An 18,050-nucleotide genomic window follows, 5' to 3' on the forward strand; every position below is an offset into this window, starting at 1 on the left:
ATCCCGCTGCGGGCCGATGGCTCCGACCCAGCCAGGTTCAGCCCGGGCTAGGCCGCCGCAGACCGGGGCAGCGAGAACCGGAACGTGGCGCCTGTGCCTGCACCGCTGCTGTCATCGTCCCCGTCCCCTTCGACCAACTGGATGGTCTGGCCATGCAGTTCCAGCATCTTGTGCACGATGCGCAGTCCCAGGCCGCCGTCACGGCGTGCACCGCCCACCGTGAAGGGCCGGCGAAACAGGCCCTCCCGCAGCTCCGGCGGGATGCCCGGGCCCGAGTCGCGCACCGTCACTTCGCACGCGTCACCGGCCACTGCGATGCTGACCGTGATCGAGCCGCCTTCCGGCGTGTAGCGCAGGGCGTTGTCCAGCAGATTGCTCAGCACCCGTTCGATCATGCCCAGATCGGCACTGACTGAGGGAAGCTGCGGCGGAAAATGCGCGTGCAGGGCGACATGGCGCGCCTGCGCGCGCAGCTCGAACTTCTGGAACACATCCTGCACCAGATCCACCAGCGAGAAAGACTCCAGCGCGGGCTGCACAAAGCCGTACTCCAGCCGCGCCAGCTCGAACAGGCTCTGGGACAAGGCACCCACCTGCCGGCTTTGCTCCAGCGCAATGCCCAGATAGCGTCTGCGTTCCAGGGGCGTCAGCGTGGCATCCTTCAGCAGCAGGGTTTCCAGATAACCATGCAGCGACGACAGCGGCGTGCGCAGATCGTGCGACACGTTCGCAATCAGCTCCCGGCGTTCCTGGTCCTGCCGCGTCAGGGCGGTCCACTGTTCGCCGATGCGCTGCACCATCTGCCGGTAAGCGGCATCCAGCACGGCAATCTCGTCGCGGCTGTTGGCACGGGCATCGGACGGAAGCACCGGCAGGGCAGGGGGCGCGCCGTGGATGTCGAACTGGCGCACCGACTCGGTCAGGCGCCGCAAAGGGCGGGTGATCAAGGTGAAGGCCACCAGGCCCGCGGCCAGGCACAGCAGGCCCACCATCCCGATCGACAGCAGCGCCGTCTTCAGCACCGCATCCGCAGACCCCTGGGCTGCCAGCAGGTCGTGCGCCTCCCCCAGCAGCACCACATAGATGTAGCCGACCTGCCGGCCGTTCACGCTCAGCGGGGCGGCGCTGAACACCTTGCGGCCATCGGCGCTTCGAGGGTCGTCGCCCAGAATGGGCAGCATCCGGCCTTCGAGAAAGCGCTGCAGCGGCGCCAGATCCACGCGGTCGCGGCGCAGCCGGCCGTCAGGCGCGGCATGGCCGGCAATGCGCCCGTCCGGCTCCAGCAGGTAAACCTCCACGCTGGGGTTCAGCATCATCAGCTGGTTGAACAGGTCGCGCACCGCATTGGGCATCAGGCCGTTGGCGTCGGTGAGCTGGGCGTTGCGGGCAATGCTCTCGGCCACATCGCGGGACAGCGCCTGCACCACCTCCAGCTCGTGCATGCGGTTGGAACGCACCTGCAGCCAGGCCGAAGTGCCGCTGCACAGCAGCAGCAGGGCGGCGAACACGATCGCCAGGCGTTGCGTCAGCTTCATTGTCCGCCCCCGGCTTGTGCGAACTTGTACCCACGGCCCCAGACCGTGAGGATGCGCACGGGCTGCGCCGGATCGGCCTCCACCTTGGCGCGCAGCCGGTTGATGTGGGTGTTGACCGTGTGCTCATAGCCCTCGTGCTGGTAGCCCCACACGGCATTGAGCAGGTCCATGCGCGAAAACACCTTGCCGGGCTGGCGGGCAAAGAAGTACAGCAGATCGAACTCGCGCGGCGTCAGATCCAGGCGGTCTCCGTGCAGCCGTGCATCGCGGGTCACCGGGTCCATCGCCAGGCCGTCGATCAAGAGGCTGCCGGACTCCATGCGTGCACTCTGCGCCAGCGCCTCCACCCTGCGCAGCAGGGCTTTGACCCGCGCCACCAGCTCCAGCACGGAGAACGGCTTGGCCAGGTAGTCGTCGGCACCGATTTCCAGCCCCAGGATGCGGTGCACCTCGCTGGAACGGGCGCTGATGATGATGATCGGCGTGTACCGCGTCATGGCCCGTGCCTGGCGGCAGATCTCCAGCCCGTCAACGCCGGGCAGCATCAGGTCCAGCACCAGCGCATCCCAGCCGCCGCGCTGCAGCTGCGCCAGCCCGTCATCGCCGCGCGCACAGTGCACCACTTCCAGCCCCTCGTCCCGCAGGTGAAGCGCCAGCAGATCGGCAATGTGGGCGTCGTCCTCAACCAGCAGGATGCGGCGGGTGGTGGTCATGGCTGTGTGTTCCGGGACGGGCTGGAAGGCTCTATGGCAATGCTGCCGGTGCCTGCCTGTCCATGTGTGGGTCTGTTGGTTGGCCTGTTGGTCCGCCTATTGTCCGCAATACCAGGGCAGGGAGTTATCACGAATCTTTTAACTTTGCGTGAGGACTTCGCGAGGACGGCTTCGTAATCTGGACACATCGCATCCAGAAAGCCAATGCCATGACCACCACCCGACGCCACCTGCTGCTGGGCACTGTCGCCTCCGTTGCCTCTGCCTCCGCCGCCTTGCTGTCCGCCAGCCTGTTTCCCCGCCGCGCCACGGCGGCGGGCGCGGCGGAAATCTTTGAAGTCAATTACACCGATGCGCAGTGGCGGGAGCGGCTCAGTCCCCAGCAGTATGCGGTGCTGCGCCGCGAGGGCACGGAGCGCCCTGGCAGCAGCCCGCTCAACAAGGAGCATCGCCCCGGCACCTTTGCCTGCGCCGGCTGCGCGCTGCCCCTGTTCGCCTCCACCACCAAGTTCGAGAGCGGCACCGGCTGGCCCAGCTTCTGGAAGCCCCTGGACAACGCCGTGGCCACGCGCCAGGACCGGAGCTACGGCACCGTGCGCACCGAAGTGCATTGCCGGCGCTGCGGTGGGCATCTGGGCCATGTCTTTGACGACGGTCCTCCCCCCACGGGCCTGCGCTACTGCATGAACGGCGTGGCGCTCACCTTCACGCCCAAAGCGGCCTGAGCCGCAGACCGCCCAAAGGAGCACGCCATGCTACTCATCGTTCTTGCCTACCTCGGCGGGGTGCTGACCATCCTCAGCCCCTGCATCCTGCCCGTACTGCCGTTTGTGTTCTCCCGCGCCAGCCAGCCTTTTATGCGCAGCGGCTTGCCGCTGCTGGCGGGCATGGCACTCACTTTTGCAGTGGTCGCCTCGCTGGCCGCCGTTGGCGGCGGCTGGGTGGTGGCCGCCAACCAGCTGGGGCGCGGGTTGGCCCTGGCGCTCATGGCCGCCTTTGCGCTGGCCCTGCTGTGGCCCGGTCTTTCCGAGCGGCTGACCCGGCCGCTCGTGGCCATGGGGTCGCGCCTGTCGGACACGGCGCAGACCGAAGGGTCGCCCCGCATCGGCTCCTCCGTCCTGCTGGGCGTGGCCACGGGGCTGCTGTGGGCTCCCTGTGCCGGCCCCATTCTTGGCTTGATCCTGACCGGTGCAGCACTGGAAGGCGCCAACGTCACCTCCACACTGCTGCTGCTGGCCTATGCCGCCGGTGCCGCCACCTCCATGGCAGCCGCTCTGTTGCTGGGAGGCAAGGTGTTTGCCGCGCTCAAGCGCTCGCTGGGCTTTGGCGAATGGGTGCGCCGTGGCCTGGGCGCCGCCATGCTGGCCGGCGTGGCCGCCATTGCCCTGGGCCTGGATACGGGCGTGCTGGCTCAGCTGTCGACCGCCTCCACCGGCGGCATTGAGCAAAAGCTCGTCGATCGCCTCAAGAAGCCACAGGCCGGCGATGCCATGGCCATGCGCGGGAACTCCACCATGATGATGCAGGGGCCCGCCATGGCGCCTGCGGAGAACGGGGCCATGATGGCCGCCGGCGGCGCCATGCGCAGGGCCGCAGCGCCGACCCTGCCGGACGAAGGACTGGCGCCGTCGCTGGACGGGGCCACGCACTGGCTCAACTCCGCCCCGTTGACCGCCCAGGACCTGCGCGGCAAGGTCGTGCTGGTCGATTTCTGGACCTACTCCTGCATCAACTGCCTGCGCACCTTGCCCTACGTGAAGGCCTGGGCAGAGAAGTACCGCGACCAGGGCCTGGTGGTGGTCGGGGTGCATGCGCCCGAATTCGCCTTCGAACGCGACATTGGCAATGTCACCAAGGCCATGAAGGACCTGGGCATTTCCTACCCGGTCGCCGTGGACAACAAGTACGCGATCTGGCGCGCCTTCCAGAACCAGTACTGGCCGGCGCATTACTTCATCGATGCCACAGGCCGCATCCGCCACCACCACTTCGGCGAAGGCGGCTATGCGGAATCGGAACGCGTGATCCAGCAGCTCCTGCAGGAAGCCGGGTCTGCGCAGACCGCCATGGGCCTGACGGAGGTGGACGCCACGGGGGTGCAGCTTGCCGCCAGCACCGATGCAATGCGCTCGCCGGAAACCTATCTGGGTTACGAACGCGCCGAACACTTTGCCTCCACCCCACCAGCCGTGCACGACAAAGCCACGCTCTATGCCGGCCCCACACGCCCCGCCTTGAACGCCTGGGGCCTGGAGGGCCGGTGGTTGGTGGGCCCGGAAAGCGCCACGCTGTCGGCACCGTCCGGCGGCATCGTCTACCGCTTCCAGGCGCGTGACCTGCACCTGGTGCTGGGTCCGGGGGCCGATGGAAAGCCTGTGCGCTTCAAGGTCCGTATCGACGGCAAGCCGCCGGGTGACGCGCATGGCATGGATGTCGCTGCCGACGGCAGCGGCACCGTGACCTCGCAGCGGCTGTACCAACTGGTGCGGCAGCCGGGCGACATTGCCGAACGCACCTTCAGCATCGAGTTTCTGGACCCTGGCGTCTCTGCCTACGCCTTTACCTTTGGATGACCGCCATGAAAACGCTTACCCAATCCCCCCTGGTGCCCAGCCGGCGCACCTTGCTCCAAGCCCTGTCTGCCAGTGTCGTCGTGGTGGGCGGCGGCCTGCTCTGGCAGCGCACGGCGCTTTCCGCGGAAGAGGCGGTCCGCATCCCCGCACCGGTGCAGGATCTGCCGCCGGGCGGCACTGCACCGCAACGCGCAATCTTCGCCGGCGGCTGCTTCTGGGGCGTGCAAGGCGTCTTTCAGCATGTCAAGGGAGTGCAGCGTGCCGTCTCTGGCTACAGCGGAGGCAGCGCATCCACGGCCTCCTACGAGCTTGTCGGCCGGGGCAACACCGGCCATGCGGAATCCGTGGAAGTCACGTTCGACCCGGCCCAGGTGAGCTACGGCACGCTGCTGCAGATCTTTTTCTCCGTGGCCCATGACCCGACCCAGCTCAACCGCCAGGGGCCTGACACCGGCACGCAGTACCGCTCTGCTATCTTCACGACCAGCCCGGCGCAGACCCAGGTGGCACAGGCGTACATCGCCCAGCTGGATGGGGCACGTGTGTACCGCAAGCCTATCGTGACCCGCCTGGAAGACAAGCCCAGCTTCTATCCGGCCGAGATCTACCACCAGGACTTCATGACCGAGAACCCGCGCCATCCCTACATCGCCATCAACGACCTGCCCAAGGTGGAAAATCTCCGGCGCCTGTTCCCGGACAGCTACCGCAAGGAGCCTGTGCTGGTAAAGAAGGCGCGCTACTGATCTCGAAGCCTGGTTTCATCGCAGTGCGCGTAACCCCGTAACCCAGCCCCGCTCCCAGCTACCCAGCTACCCAGCTACCCAGCCCCCAGCACTGAACACGGAGCGTGAGGGCTTGCGGGGCGTTGCTGCATGCACGCACCGAAGCTCGACCCTCTCCCTCTCCATCGCGGTAACCCGGTCGCTTCGAGCTGGGGCATGCCTGTCCTATATCTGTACGGCCCGCCCGATGAATTGGATCGGACCTGTCGGCCGCCCGATGGGGGATCCGCCTGCAGGCTCCAGCGTCAGCTCGAACAACTGGTTGGGCTGCAGCGGCGGTAGCTGGTCGACCGGCACTTCGATTGCCTCACCCGGCTTGACCAGGCCCAGGGACACGGGCGCACTCCAGCCATCGGCCTTGGTCCAGAACTGCAGCGATTTTTCGGCCGGCACGGCATCAATGCCCAGCGGTACCAGTCGCAGCCGGCCTTCGGTCTGTGCCTGCACCAGCCAGCCCGGGGCTTGGCTTTGTGGCGCGGCAAGCACCACAAAGTAGCGGGGTGCCGGGGGCGCAGCGGCTTCGCGCACCACCAGCACGGCGGCAAGTACGGCAGCGGCTGCGAAACCGCCACCAGCCAGGCCGCGCCACAGCGCGAGGCTGTCCCACTGCCACCAGTGGCGGCCTGCGGCGGCAGGCTGTGCACGGCGAGCCGGCGCAATGCTGGCTGCAATGCGTGGCCATAAGCCAGCGCCGGGTTCAACGGGGTTGGCCAAGGTGGTCAGCGGCAGCAAGCGTTGCTCCCACGCCTCGATGGCGGCGCGCAAGGCTGGCTCATGGGGCAGGCGGGCTTCGATGGCGCGGCGCTCGGCTGCCTCAAGCGTGCCCAGTACATACTCGCCGGCTTGGGTCTGCAAGTCGTCGTAAGCTCCGCTGCCCATCGGCGGTTCCGGGCTTGTATCGTTGCTCATTGCATGCACTCCCGCAGGGCGCGCAGTCCACGTTGTATCCAGGCCTTCACGGTACCCAGCGGCGCTTGCACCCGCTGCGCAATCTCGCCATGGGTACAACCGTCGATGTAGGCGTACAGCAGGCAACTGCGACGGGTCGGCTCCAGGCCGTCAAGGCAGTGGCCAAGGCGGCCCAGCGCAGCGTGCCGCGCCAATTCATCGCCGCTGGTGTTCCACGCCGCAAGCGCAGCCTGGGTGTCATGGTGTGCAGCGGCGGGCTCGTCCAGGGTTGTCTCGCGGGCGCTGTCCCGCACCCGGTTGAGTGCTGCATGCCGCACCACGCTATAGATCCAGCCTCTACCGGCCCCGCGGCTGGCATCAAAACTGGATGCACGGCTCCAGATGGACACAAAGGCGTCATGCAGCACATCTTCTGCGGCGGCACGGTCACGCACGATGCGCAAGGCCACGCCAAGCAAATAGCGCGATTCGCGCTCATAGATGCGCCGTAAGGCATCGCGGTCACCGTGCGCACAGGCCATCAGGGCTGCGTCATGGTCGAAGGCGTCGTCGTTGAGGGTGGAGGGCAGCACGAAGAGAGGAAGGGTCCAGGGACGTAGAGGACGTAAAGGGCTTTCCTTCCCCAGTGTATCCGTGCCGTCCCCAAGGCTTACATGGGCTTCCAGAAAATGTAGTCAGCCTGGTACTTCACTACGGCTTTCTGGCCCTTGGTGGCATCGGTACAGGGCTTGTCTGCCGGCGCCACACCGCCCTGCAGAGCCACACGTTGGATGTAGCTCACGCCCACCAGCTCACCGCTGCCCATGGCCGGATTCGCCTTGACCAATTGGTAGGGCAGATTGCCAGGGCCCGAAGGCGCCACGGCAAGCTGTGTCGCAGTGAGCTTGGAGCCATCATTGGCGACCCAGGTGGCAGGGGGGCCGAAATAGCGGCCTACCGCCTTGCCCGCGCGGCTTTTCAGCACGGCTTCCGGGCCGACGAAGACCCATTCGGTCTGCCCGGGCATCCCGGCCTTGTCCTTGCATTCATAGGTGATGTCGCCGCTGCCCACGGTTTCCCAGGCGACTTTGTGACCCGCAGGGACCTGGATGGGGGCGGGCAGCGAAGCTTGCGAAAACGTGCTGGCTGGCTGGTGCATCGTGCCGCAGGCAGTGAGCAGGGCCGCAGCTCCTGCAACGGTGGCGAGGACGGCGAGGCGGGGCGCAGTGCGTGTGGTGGACATTTCGGCTCTCCTGACAGGGTGGTTGAAGGACTTGATCAGCAGTTTTTTTGTTCTGCTGCAGGTACTACCCGCCAGCGAGCGGTTTGGATGCAGGGGATCAAAAAATATTTTTTCCTGCGAATCCGTCGCTGCGACACCCATTGCTGGTCCACGCCTCTTTCCGAGCCGCAGTGGACTGGCGTTTGGTAGGCAGCGCTTCAGAGGGCCGCTGCCCGTGGTTCGCAAGGCGCCTGTGCTGCAACCGGCCAGGTACACCCTGCAGCTGCAGCAAGGGCTGGCCTTGAGCCCGTTGCAGCAGCTAGCCCTTGCCCTTACTTAGGCAGCAGCACCTTGTCGATCACATGGATCACCCCATTGGACTGGTAGACGTTCGGTATGGTCACCGTGGCCGTGCCGCCTTTTTCGTCGGTGAGCGTGATCTTCGAGCCCTTGGCCTTGGCCACCAGCGTGCCACCGCTGACGGTCTTGATGCTGGCCATGCCCTTGCCGTCCTTGACCATCTTGCCCAGGGCCGCGGCATCCCATTTGCCTGCGACCACGTGGTAGGTCAGTACCGTTGTCAGCGTCCCCTTGTTCTCGGGCTTCAGCAAGGTATCCACCGTACCGGCAGGCAGGGCGTCAAAAGCGGCATTGGTGGGGGCAAACACCGTGAAAGGGCCGGGCCCCTTCAAGGTCTCGACCAGCCCCGCCGCCTTGACGGCCGCAACCAGCGTGGTGTGGTCCTTGGAATTGACGGCGTTGTCGATGATGTCCTTGGACGGCAGCATGGGGGCACCGCCGACCATGACATCCGCCATGGCGGCCACCGAAGTGGCGGACACCACGATAGCCAGACCGAAAGATGCCAGTGTGCGTGTGCTGTGAATCGAAGTCATGGAAAGCTCCTGGGAAGGTGGAACAAACGCCGCGACGCTGCGGCTGATGTGAATACGCTGCCCAGGCACGACTGGATTCAGGAATTTCAACGCATCCTATTTTTTGTTGGCTCCTGATTTGCGTCCGGTTGTATGTTCCGAATGCCCCAAGACCGCAGGCCGCGGACTTGGGCAGTGGAGAGAGGGCTGCAGGCTCTGGCCTTGTCTTGGTGGAGATATGTCTTTGCATTCGTCCGCAGCTTGGTTGTATGCATTTCAAATGCGTGCAGCAGATAGAAGGTAGCAGGTAGCAGGTAGCAGGTAGCAGGTAGCAGGTAGCAGGTAGCAGGTAGCAGGTAGCAGGTAGCAGGTAGCAGGTAGCAGGTAGCAGGTAGCAGGTAGCAGGTAGCAGGTAGCAGCTTTTGGTGGAGACAGCTATGGACCCAAAGCGGTTCGGGGATTGGTGATCGCTGATGCTGTGTGTGCCGTCTATCGACCTCACGGGAAAATTGGGATCCTGATCTGCGATTGCATAAAGGAGCTGTCAGGATGCATCCGAGGAAAGCTGAGTGGATCGATCGCTTTGCGGAGCCGCTTGCTGACTGATTTCTGCGAAGCATGTATCTGCACAGATGTTGTATTGAACAGTCGCTGTACGCACTGTGATATCTCAGCGCTTTTCGCTTTCGTGCATTTGATATACAGCGAAACTAGGTCAAGCTGATCCGTAATTTCCGAGTGTGTGTCCAGTGCCACGACCGTGGAGTCGGTGTTATCAAAAGTGAACACATAGATGTCGCCGTGGCCAGCACGGTTACTGTTTTCAAAGTATTTGATCGCAATAGGCAATAGATCGATATTTGCCGCTAGAGCATCAAACAACGCTTTGAGTTCGGGATGTTGGCCCACTGGAAGGCCATCTTCTTCCGACCATGTCATAAGGTCTGTCATTGATACGCATATTTCGAATTCGGTTGCAGGGATTACGACGTTCATGATGCTCAACATGAGAGAGTGTCATTAATCTTAGCTAGCCTCGCATGAGACCATACGCTGTGATTAAGCAGTTCCAATGGCCTCGTTCATAGCTGGAAGCAGTCGGTCGCAAACATTTACTGCTGTAAAGGTCTACCGCATTAGGGGCATATCGAAAATGGTCGTGCAAGTTGGGGTGAACTGCTCGCTGGACGTTGGTGGAAAGACCACAAACATGCGCATGTGGCATGGATTTCACAGTATGTCGTTCACCACTTGCAGTGCCGTGTGGGTATTCCGAAGCGGCGCTGCACCAGCACCGATCGATTGATTCAGCAGGCGTGAACGCCTGCGCTGTATCGATGGTTTTGAGATCGCTGTTTCCATTGCCAACAAGGAGCAGCGGATGCGCGCACGCTGGTCACCATCTGCATTGATCCAGTGGCATCGAATGTGCTCAGAATCGCCCGCGCAGCCTGAGTGTTGGGGCGAATGCCCGCTTTAGCCGCTGATGGTTCTCAGGAATCATGCTCTTTTGCACCCTCATTGAAGCCGGAATCAGGACGCATCGGGCAAACCCCACTCCGCCGCAGCGGCGGCATGGATCGCGGTGGTGTCGAACAGCGGCACGCTCGCATCCTGCTGGCCCACCAACAGCGAAATCTCCGTGCAGCCCAGGATGATCCCTTGGGCCCCACGTTCGACAAGGCGCCGCATCACGTCGCGGTAGGCCTGGCGCGAAGCGTTTTCCACGCGGCCGAGGCAGAGCTCTTCGTAGATCACGCGATGCACCAGATCGCGGTCTTCCTGATCGGGCACAAGCACTTCGATGCCGTGCCGCTCCGCAAGGCGGCCGCGATAGAAATCCTGCTCCATCGTGAAGCGCGTGCCGAGCAAACCGATGCGGGACAGGCCGGCTTGGCGGATTTCCGCTGCGGTCGGGTCTGCGATGTGCAAAAGCGGAATCGCCACGGCCGCCTCGATGGCCGACGCCACCTTGTGCATGGTGTTGGTGCACAACACGATGACATCCGCACCGGCACGCTCCAGCGCCTGCGCCGCGTTGGCGAGCAGGGCGCCCGCTGCCTCCCAGTCCCCCTGGTGCTGCAGGCGCTCGATCTCGGCGAAATCCACGCTGTACAGCACCACCTTGGCAGAGTGCAGCCCGCCCAGCCGCGCCTTCACTGCTTCATTGATGTGGCGGTAGTAGGGAATGGTGGATTCCCAGCTCATGCCGCCAAGTAGACCGATAGTTTTCATGGGATTCGGGATCGAGAACACGTATGGCGTTGATATGGCGCCGCATGGTGTGAAAGCGCCAATCGAAGAATGCTTGTCTGGATGCTATCACCGCTGCATGGAGCGGCCGGAGCCGGAAACGGCCCGCTGTGGGGGCTGGTGGCCAAGCGCTCCATGTCGCGCGTCCCTGAACGCAGCGACTGGATGGTGCGGCCTTCACACCGGGCATCTGCTTGTGCGGTGCATGGCCACGGCGCACTGTCGGCCAGGAGCAGACCTTCGCAACGAAGCGTTCTACCCATGTTAGAAAGCACGATGACGAAAGTAATGCATCTGGATCAAAAAAGCTGGCTCCATCGCAGCGATGCGATACAGGGAATGGAGCGCATTGAGGCTTTTTTCCAGGGCAATGCCTACGGCATGCACCGACACGACACTTATGCCATTGGCTGCACGATGGCCGGAGTGCAAGCCTTCCAATACCGGGGCGCCCACAGACAGAGTCTGCCAGGCCACACCATGGTCCTGCATCCCGACGAGGCGCACGACGGCCAAGCGGGAACGGATGACGGATTCCACTACCGCATGATCTATGTGGCTCCTGCACTGATTCAGGAGGTGCTCGGAGGCCACGCGCTTCCCTATATTGAAGGCGGCATCACGCAATCCCCGCGTCTTGAGAGCGCCACCAGAGCCATGCTGGACCAGCCACTCGGGGCAAGCAATTCCATGGAAGAAACCGACGCCATCGTGGAGCTTGCGCTCGCGCTCCATGCCGAAGCGGGCGGCACGGGTGGAGCCGGCGGGCTGCCTGCCAGAGACTTCCACAGCACCAAAATGGCCCATGATTTTTTGTGTGACGCTTGGCAGTCCTCCATCTCCATGGAGGAACTGAGCGCCGTCACCGGGCGGGATCGCTGGAGTCTGTCCCGCGATTTCCGCAAGTTCTATGGCACCAGCCCGTCGCGATTTGTCATCTTGCGCAAGCTGGATGTGGCACGGCAACGCATGCTCTGCGGGGCTTCGCTCGCCGATGCGGCAGCATCCACCGGGTTTGCGGACCAGGCCCACATGACACGCCATTTCACCCAGACCTTTGGTATGCCGCCTGGCCGGTGGTTGCGGATGATGCGCTTCCGCATAGCTACGCCTTCCGGCGCACAAACGTTCAAGATCTGACGGCTTGCTTTGCCTAGGCTGGAGCCTTTGATGGATAAAGGACCAGCCATGGCTGCAAGCATTTCTTCCCCTGCCCAGGACCGTGGGCAGCAAGTGCCCGTTAACTTATTGCACAAGATCGGTCTGATCCAAGACCATTGGCAGCCGCGTGTGGTGGCTGAAATGAACGACTACCAGTTCAAGGTCGTGAAGATCGCCGGGGACTTCATCTGGCATGCGCACAGCGATACCGACGAGGCATTCATCGTGCTGGAAGGCGTGCTGCGAATCGACTTCCGAGACCACAGCATCGAGCTGCAAGCCGGCGAAATGGCTGTGGTCCCCAGAGGGGTTGAACACAAGACGTTTGCGGCAACGGAAGCCAAACTGCTGATGATCGAACCTGCAGGGGTTCCCAACACCGGGGACAGCGATTCGGAGCGAAGGGCTCCCAATGACGTGTGGATCTAGAACCAGGCCCACTGGCAATGTGCCACGGCATGGCGAGTGAACGTTTGGCCGATACGGTTCGGCCGATATGGGCGAAAAGACGACGGCGCATGCGCGCCTGGATCGCTCCGCGCGGCAGGCAACATGCCGTCTGCGCGAGTACGCCAGAACGCCACCCAGCAAAAAAGCCGTGACACACAAGGTGCCACGGCTTTTTTGCTGGGGAGGCTGGCAGCGTCAGGGTTGGACGATGCTGCGGTTCTTTTCGACCACGCTCTTCCAGCGTGCAATGTCCTGGTCAATGAACTTCTGGAAGGCCGCCGGCGTGCCGGGGGCCAGTGTGATGCCGCTGCGGGTGGTCAGGGCTTCTACCACGCTGGGGTCTTTCAGCACCTCGTTGATGGCGGCATTGACTTTCTGCACCACCTCGGCAGGCGTGTGGCTGGGGGCGACCACGCCGTAGTACACGCCCAGGTCGTAAGCGGAGTAACCGGCTTCGCCAAAGGTGGGCACGCCGGAGGCCAGATGGGAGCGATGGGTGCCGCTGATGGCCAGGGAGCGCACCTTGTCCGAGGCCACATCCCCCAGCAAGGGGTTGATCAGCACGTCGATCTGGCCACCGATCAGCGCCGCCAGTGCATCGGAGCCACCCTTGTAGGGGATGTGCGTCATCTGGATGCCGGCGATGTGGTTGAACAGCTCGGTGGCCATGTGGGGGGTGCCGCCGATGCCGGAGGAGCCGAAGTTCAACGCACCGGGATGGGCCTTGGCGTAGCTCACCACGTCGTTCAGTGTTTGAAAACCGCGCTGGGTGCTGACTTTCATGATCACCGGGCCGACGCCGACGTAGGCCACGGCACGCAGGTCCTTCTGCACGTCGAATTTCAGGTTGGGGTAGACCGCAGGGGCAATGGCAATGCTGTTGGCCACGACCAGCAGGGTGTAGCCATCCGCTGGCGCGCGTGCCACCAGGCCGGCGGCGACGTTGCCGCCCGCGCCGGGCTTGTTGTCGATCAGCACCGGCTGGCCCAGCTTGTCCGACAGCTTGTTGCCGACGGCGCGGGCCACCATGTCAATGCTGCTGCCGGCAGAGAATCCCACTACCAGCGTGATCGGTTTTTGGGGGTAGGCGGCGGCCAGTGCCGGGTGCGTGGTGGCGAGCAGTGCCAGGGAGGCCAGGCTCCAGCGAGCCAGCGAGCGTTTGGTCAGGGAAATCATGGAACGACTTTCAAGGAATGAGGGGGAGCCGGGGTGCGCCATCAGTGCGCAGACACAGCGGTGGAGGGAAGGGCGCTGACATATCCCAGCAGGCGGTCGCGGGCAATGGCATCCGCGCTGCGGGCCGTGGCAGGGCCGTAGCCCCCACCACCGGGTGTGCGCAGCGTGACCACGTCACCGGGTTGCAGCACTTGCGGGGTGCGGGAGTTGATGGGCTGGCCATTGATCCAGACCGCGCCGGGGGCTCCGTCGTCGCCTCCGCCCAGTCCGGGTGCCGCCACCTTCAGGCGTTCGGTCAGGAACACCACATTCAACGGCCCCTCGTGCTGGTTGACGAACTGGATTTCCTCGCCCAGGCCGCCGCGCCATTGGCCGGTGCCGCCCGAGTCGGGAATCAAGGCCTTGCGCAGAAAGCGCAGCGGGGCATCGCGCTCGGCCACCTCGATCGGGGTGGGCGAGATGTTGCTGGGCCAGGACATGACGGAGGCCCCGTCCTTGCCGTATGTGGCACCCATGCCGCCGTTGTAGAACAGCACATTGGCAAAGGATTTGCCGTTGGCACGGCGGCCCGTCAGGTTGGTGATCCACACGGGCGATCCGACACCGGCCATCACGCGTTCGGGCAGCAGCGGGAACAGCGCACCAAAGATCGTGGTGGGCACATAGTGCCCGGTGCAGGAGCGGCCACCGACCGGGGCGGGCGAAAGCGGGTTGAGCAAAGAGCCTTCCGGGGCGACGGTGTGAATCGGCCGGAACAAGCCCTGGTTGTTGGCCAGCTCGGGCAGCAGCAGGCTCTTGATGGCATAGGCCGTCATGGCGTGGGTATAGGCCAGCACGCAATTGACGGCGCGGGGCTGCTGGGGGGAGCTGCCGGTGAAGTCGCAGGTGAGCGTGCCATCGGCAATGCGCACCGTGACTTCGAAGCGGAAGCGCTCGTCAAAGCCGTCGGTGTCCATGCCGTAGCGGTACTCGCCATCCGGCAGGGCGCGAATGGCGGCGCGCATGGCCTGTTCGCTGCGGCTGAACAAGGCCTCGGCCAGGTCGTCGACACCGGTCAGCCGGTACTCGTGCAGCAGGTCACTGACGCGGCGGGCAATCAGTTCGGTGGCGCTGGCGTGGCACCAGATGTCGCCCACGGTCTGCTCGGGTGTGCGCACATTGGTGCGCAGCAGGCTCAGCAAGGTGGCATCGGCCCGGCCTTCCCGCAGGAAGTGCATGGGTGGAATGTGGAAGCCTTCTTCGAACAGTTCGCGGGCATCGACCGACCGGATCTTTCCGCCGATGTCGGGCACATGCCCTGCGGTGGCGGCGAAGCCGACCAGCTGCGATGCATGGAAGATGGGCTTGACCAAGCACACGTCATTCAGGTGGCCGGTGCCGATCCAGGGGTTGTTGGTGATGTAGATATCACCGTCGCGCATGGCCTGCGTGCCGATGGCGCCGATGATGGCGCGCACGGTGTTGCCCAGGGTGCCGATGAACGAGGGAATGGCGCCGGCATTCTCGGCAATGGTCTGGCCCTGCGAGTCGGTCATGACGACGGCAAAGTCATTCGCCTCGGACGACAGGGTGGAGAACGAGGTGCGCACAATCAGCTTGGCGGCCTCGTTCACGGCGGAACGTACGCGGGTCCAGAACACCTCCAGAAAGATGGCGTTGTCGGCGGTGTTGTCGTGGGTGGGGCGGGTGGTGCTCATTGCGCAGTCTCCACAGTGATGACCAGGTTGGCGTGCTCCGTCATGGTTATGCGGCCCAGCGGGCCGACGACGACGGTGGTGCTGGGCTCTTCCACCAGCAGGGGGCCCGCCATGGCAAAGCCCGGGCGCAGTTGTGCACGCCGGAAGATGGGCGTGGACACGTATTCGCGCACTTCATGGAAATACACATCGCGATGCGCCACCGGCTCGGGGGTGCTGTGGCTTGCGGGCAGTGGTGCGGCGTGGAAGGGCTCCACCGGTGGCGCTTCCCCGGTGATGCGCAGATTGACCAGCTCCACCGGCACATCGGGCGGGACGCGGCCGAACTTGCGCTGGTACTCGCTGCGGAATGCCTGGTCCAGCTGGGAGCGCCATGCGGCTTCTCCGGCGCTGTCCGCAAAGTGGTAGGGCCCGCTGGGCAGATCGACCGTGAGGTTGAAGCCCTGGCCGACAAAGCGGCCATCGGCCCGGCGCTGCAGCTGGATGGGGCCAAAGCCCTGCTCCAGCGCGTGCAGAGGGGGCAGGGCCTGGGTTTCCAGGGCCGTGAACTGGGTTTCTAGCTCCCGCAGATCGCCGGTAGCAGGCTTGAAGCTGATGGTGCGCGAGCGATCGGACCGTGCAGTGGCGACCAGCAAGCCAAAGGCCGAGGCCACGCCTGCTTCGGGCGGCGCAATGATGGTGGAGATGCCGATCTTGCGTGCCACATAGTAGGCATGCAGCGGGCCGCCGCCACCCGTGGCGACCAGCACGAACTTGCGCGGGTCCTGTCCGCGCTCCGACACATGCACGCGGGCCGCGGCGGCCATGTTTTCGGCCACGATGTCGTGCACACCCCAGGCCGTGGCGACGGCGCTGTGCTGCAGTTGCTGGCCCAGTGCCGCAAAACCGGCCTCAGACTGCTGGCGGTCCATGGCCAATGTGCCCCCTGCGAAGAAATCGGGGTTGAGGTAGCCCAGCAGCAAGTTGGCGTCGGTGACCGTGGGGGCATCGCCGCCCAGTCCATAGCACATGGGGCCAGGTTCGGACCCTGCGCTGCGCGGGCCCACCTTGAGCAGGCCCAAGGCATCCTGGTGCGCAATGCTGCCGCCGCCAGCGCCAATCTCGATCAGGTCGACCGTGGTGATGTGGATGGGCAGGCCGCTGCCTTCGGCAAACCGTTGGCGGCGGGCTGCCTCGAAGCCAAAGCTGATGGAGGGCTGCCCCTGGGTGACCAGGCACAGCTTGGCGGTGGTGCCCCCCATGTCGAAGGCCAGCAGATCCCGGTGGCTTTCCAGCAAGCTGTGGTGGACGGCAGAGACGGCGCCCGCCGCCGGGCCGGATTCCAGCAGGGCAATCGGCAACTCACGGGCATCGTCAATGCGTGCCAGCCCTCCGTTGGACAGCATCATCAGCACGCCGCGCGGCAGACCGATGGCGGCCAGCTCGTCGGCCAGCTTGTCCAGGTAGGCGCGTGCCATGGGCTTGATGTAGGCATTGGCCAAGGTGGTGGTGGTGCGCTCGTACTCGCGGATCACCGGTGCCGTCTGGCTGGAGAGCGTGAGCGTCAGCTGGGGGTGGCGGGCCTGAATGGCGGCCTGCAATGCCAGCTCGTGCTGCGGCGAGGCATAGGCGTGCAGCAGGCAAATGGCCAGCGATTCGACCCCGGCGTGCACCAGGGTGTCCACCGCAGCCAAGGCCTGCGGGATGTCCAGTGGCTCGATTTCCTGTCCCTGGGCGTTCAGCCGGCCTGCCACTTCGGCCCGCAGATGGCGTGGCGCCAAAGGCTGTGCGCGCTCGATCTGCAGGTCGTACAGGTCGTATTTGCGTTCGTTGCCCATCTCGGCAATGTCGGCGAACCCTTGGGTGGTCAGCAAACCGGTGCAGGCACCGCGGCGCTCAATGAGCGCATTCGTGAAAAGCGTGGTGGCATGGACTACTAGCTCGACGCTGTCAGCAGGGATGCCATGGTTGCGCATCAACTGTTGTATGCCCTCGATGACGCCCATGGAGGGGTCACCATGCGTCGTGAGCACCTTGAAACTGCGCTGTGTTCCCGTGGCGTGTTGCAAGGCCACCAGATCGGTGAACGTGCCTCCGATGTCTATACCAACGGACCATTTCGACATGACTGTTATTCCTTGTTTTTCGGTGCCTGTGCGGCGGCCATCGGGGCGGTGTGGCGCGCAAGGACACGTTTAAGGCGTCATTCAATCGGTGTTGATATAGCGTTCGGAAATAAGAAAATGTTGGTCACTGTTTTGTAAGGGTAATCCCGCAATGGACCGCAATGTGCCGTGATTACACGGCGCTCTTCGCAGCGACTGCCCCTGGTTTCACGCCTTGCCATGCCCATCAACCTGCGGTGGACTGGGCCGTGTGAGCAGTGTGTAGAGCCGCTCTGGGTCCTTCGCGCTATGGGACAGGTTGACCGGCCGCAGGGCTGGCTTCGGGCCGGATGCAGTCGGTCACAAACCTTTGCTCCCGCTCAGGTCTGCAGCACTACCATGGCATCCCACAACGCCACGTTTTTCGGGATGAACTGCGGGGTGGGCACAGAGGCAGGCCAGCGCGCATGCGCATAACAGCGCTCAGCCACGCCAGGCACGCTCAGCGTGCCGTGTGCCGCAGACAACGTGGCAAGGCCATGCCCGGCGCGGATGGTGGAAGCCGGGCCTTCGCACCCAAGGGATCAGCGCTGCAGGCACCGCAGCGTCTGGCCTGGCGGGTATTCCATAGCGGTGCT

General features: G+C 64.2%; 16 protein-coding genes. 5 read left to right on the forward strand and 11 right to left on the reverse strand.

The window, feature by feature from the left end; translation table 11 throughout:
- Positions 1-47 precede the first annotated feature (47 nt).
- Both KW830_RS00920 and KW830_RS00925 read right to left on the reverse strand, forming a co-directional pair.
- Positions 48-1,535, reverse strand: a complete 1,488-nt coding sequence (locus KW830_RS00920) for a HAMP domain-containing sensor histidine kinase (protein ID WP_218331618.1) — start codon at positions 1,533-1,535, stop codon at positions 48-50.
- The gene (locus KW830_RS00925) at positions 1,532-2,248 is read right to left on the reverse strand and encodes a response regulator transcription factor (protein ID WP_218331620.1); all 717 of its coding nucleotides are present in this window, start codon (positions 2,246-2,248) and stop codon (positions 1,532-1,534) included. The genes KW830_RS00920 and KW830_RS00925 overlap by 4 nt, the downstream gene beginning before the upstream one ends.
- Positions 2,249-2,457: 209 nt before the next feature.
- Here KW830_RS00925 and msrB point away from each other — a divergent pair, with 209 nt between their 5' ends.
- From msrB to msrA, 3 genes are read left to right on the forward strand one after another with little or no spacing between them, the layout of a single operon-like run.
- A complete protein-coding gene (gene msrB / locus KW830_RS00930; protein WP_218331622.1) occupies positions 2,458-2,973 on the forward strand; it encodes a peptide-methionine (R)-S-oxide reductase MsrB in 516 nt (171 codons plus the stop codon).
- 27 nt (positions 2,974-3,000) lie between these two features.
- Complete coding sequence (locus KW830_RS00935) at positions 3,001-4,821, forward strand: cytochrome c biogenesis protein DipZ (protein ID WP_218331624.1); 1,821 nt, start codon at positions 3,001-3,003, stop codon at positions 4,819-4,821.
- A complete protein-coding gene (gene msrA, locus KW830_RS00940) occupies positions 4,818-5,567 on the forward strand; it encodes a peptide-methionine (S)-S-oxide reductase MsrA (protein WP_218331626.1) in 750 nt (249 codons plus the stop codon). The genes KW830_RS00935 and msrA overlap by 4 nt, the downstream gene beginning before the upstream one ends.
- Positions 5,568-5,771: 204 nt before the next feature.
- Here msrA and KW830_RS00945 read toward each other — a convergent pair whose 3' ends face one another.
- From KW830_RS00945 to KW830_RS00970, 6 genes are all read right to left on the reverse strand, one after another.
- Positions 5,772-6,515, reverse strand: a complete 744-nt coding sequence (locus KW830_RS00945) for an anti-sigma factor domain-containing protein (RefSeq protein WP_218331628.1) — start codon at positions 6,513-6,515, stop codon at positions 5,772-5,774.
- Positions 6,512-7,036 carry a sigma-70 family RNA polymerase sigma factor gene (locus KW830_RS00950; RefSeq protein ID WP_370510804.1) on the reverse strand — a complete coding sequence of 175 codons (525 nt, stop codon included), beginning with the start codon at positions 7,034-7,036 and terminating at the stop codon, positions 6,512-6,514. The genes KW830_RS00945 and KW830_RS00950 overlap by 4 nt, the downstream gene beginning before the upstream one ends.
- A 128-nt stretch (positions 7,037-7,164) precedes the next feature.
- Entirely contained in the window at positions 7,165-7,737 is a 573-nt protein-coding gene (locus KW830_RS00955; protein ID WP_218331630.1) for a DUF3455 domain-containing protein, read from the reverse strand.
- Between the two features lie 311 nt (positions 7,738-8,048).
- Entirely contained in the window at positions 8,049-8,612 is a 564-nt protein-coding gene (locus tag KW830_RS00960) for a fasciclin domain-containing protein (protein WP_066533531.1), read from the reverse strand.
- Positions 8,613-9,089: 477 nt separating this feature from the next.
- Positions 9,090-9,587: a hypothetical protein gene (locus tag KW830_RS00965; protein WP_218331631.1), complete on the reverse strand. Its 498-nt coding sequence runs from the start codon at positions 9,585-9,587 to the stop codon at positions 9,090-9,092.
- Between the two features lie 537 nt (positions 9,588-10,124).
- A complete protein-coding gene (locus KW830_RS00970) occupies positions 10,125-10,826 on the reverse strand; it encodes an aspartate/glutamate racemase family protein (RefSeq protein WP_218331632.1) in 702 nt (233 codons plus the stop codon).
- Positions 10,827-11,105: 279 nt separating this feature from the next.
- Here KW830_RS00970 and KW830_RS00975 point away from each other — a divergent pair, with 279 nt between their 5' ends.
- Together KW830_RS00975 and KW830_RS00980 are read left to right on the forward strand one after the other, a co-directional pair.
- The gene (locus KW830_RS00975; protein ID WP_255578023.1) at positions 11,106-11,984 is read left to right on the forward strand and encodes an AraC family transcriptional regulator; all 879 of its coding nucleotides are present in this window, start codon (positions 11,106-11,108) and stop codon (positions 11,982-11,984) included.
- A 48-nt stretch (positions 11,985-12,032) separates the two neighbouring features.
- A complete protein-coding gene (locus tag KW830_RS00980; RefSeq protein WP_218331633.1) occupies positions 12,033-12,434 on the forward strand; it encodes a cupin domain-containing protein in 402 nt (133 codons plus the stop codon).
- Positions 12,435-12,650: 216 nt separating this feature from the next.
- On the opposite strand, the gene KW830_RS00985 is transcribed toward KW830_RS00980, so the two are convergent.
- The 3 genes from KW830_RS00985 to KW830_RS00995 are packed head-to-tail and all read right to left on the reverse strand — an operon-like array spanning position 12,651 to position 17,433.
- Positions 12,651-13,631, reverse strand: coding sequence for a tripartite tricarboxylate transporter substrate binding protein (locus KW830_RS00985; RefSeq protein WP_218331634.1), 981 nt, complete (start codon positions 13,629-13,631; stop codon positions 12,651-12,653).
- 41 nt (positions 13,632-13,672) lie between these two features.
- Positions 13,673-15,328 (reverse strand): hydantoinase B/oxoprolinase family protein, encoded by a 1,656-nt coding sequence (locus KW830_RS00990; protein ID WP_218331635.1) that lies wholly within the window; start codon positions 15,326-15,328, stop codon positions 13,673-13,675.
- The gene (locus KW830_RS00995; RefSeq protein WP_218331636.1) at positions 15,325-17,433 is read right to left on the reverse strand and encodes a hydantoinase/oxoprolinase family protein; all 2,109 of its coding nucleotides are present in this window, start codon (positions 17,431-17,433) and stop codon (positions 15,325-15,327) included. Before KW830_RS00995 ends, KW830_RS00990 begins: the two co-directional genes overlap by 4 nt.
- Positions 17,434-18,050 lie beyond the last annotated feature (617 nt).

Source organism: Comamonas sp. CMM03, from assembly GCF_019218715.1.
Classification (GTDB): Bacteria; Pseudomonadota; Gammaproteobacteria; order Burkholderiales; family Burkholderiaceae_C; genus Comamonas; species Comamonas terrigena.

Bases quoted from the DNA above. Each gene is read 5' to 3' on its own strand.
- KW830_RS00945 (WP_218331628.1), bottom strand. From the start codon at position 6,515: ATGAGCAACGATACAAGCCCGGAACCGCCGATGGGCAGCGGAGCTTAC.
- KW830_RS00990 (WP_218331635.1), bottom strand. From the start codon at position 15,328: ATGAGCACCACCCGCCCCACCCACGACAACACCGCCGACAACGCCATC.
- KW830_RS00955 (WP_218331630.1), bottom strand. From the start codon at position 7,737: ATGTCCACCACACGCACTGCGCCCCGCCTCGCCGTCCTCGCCACCGTT.
- KW830_RS00925 (WP_218331620.1), bottom strand. From the start codon at position 2,248: ATGACCACCACCCGCCGCATCCTGCTGGTTGAGGACGACGCCCACATT.
- KW830_RS00985 (WP_218331634.1), bottom strand. From the start codon at position 13,631: ATGATTTCCCTGACCAAACGCTCGCTGGCTCGCTGGAGCCTGGCCTCC.
- msrB (WP_218331622.1), top strand. From the start codon at position 2,458: ATGACCACCACCCGACGCCACCTGCTGCTGGGCACTGTCGCCTCCGTT.
- KW830_RS00920 (WP_218331618.1), bottom strand. From the start codon at position 1,535: ATGAAGCTGACGCAACGCCTGGCGATCGTGTTCGCCGCCCTGCTGCTG.
- KW830_RS00995 (WP_218331636.1), bottom strand. From the start codon at position 17,433: ATGTCGAAATGGTCCGTTGGTATAGACATCGGAGGCACGTTCACCGAT.
- msrA (WP_218331626.1), top strand. From the start codon at position 4,818: ATGACCGCCATGAAAACGCTTACCCAATCCCCCCTGGTGCCCAGCCGG.
- KW830_RS00960 (WP_066533531.1), bottom strand. From the start codon at position 8,612: ATGACTTCGATTCACAGCACACGCACACTGGCATCTTTCGGTCTGGCT.
- KW830_RS00970 (WP_218331632.1), bottom strand. From the start codon at position 10,826: ATGAAAACTATCGGTCTACTTGGCGGCATGAGCTGGGAATCCACCATT.
- KW830_RS00975 (WP_255578023.1), top strand. From the start codon at position 11,106: ATGTTAGAAAGCACGATGACGAAAGTAATGCATCTGGATCAAAAAAGC.
- KW830_RS00935 (WP_218331624.1), top strand. From the start codon at position 3,001: ATGCTACTCATCGTTCTTGCCTACCTCGGCGGGGTGCTGACCATCCTC.
- KW830_RS00980 (WP_218331633.1), top strand. From the start codon at position 12,033: ATGGCTGCAAGCATTTCTTCCCCTGCCCAGGACCGTGGGCAGCAAGTG.
- KW830_RS00950 (WP_370510804.1), bottom strand. From the start codon at position 7,036: ATGGCCTGTGCGCACGGTGACCGCGATGCCTTACGGCGCATCTATGAG.
- KW830_RS00965 (WP_218331631.1), bottom strand. From the start codon at position 9,587: ATGAACGTCGTAATCCCTGCAACCGAATTCGAAATATGCGTATCAATG.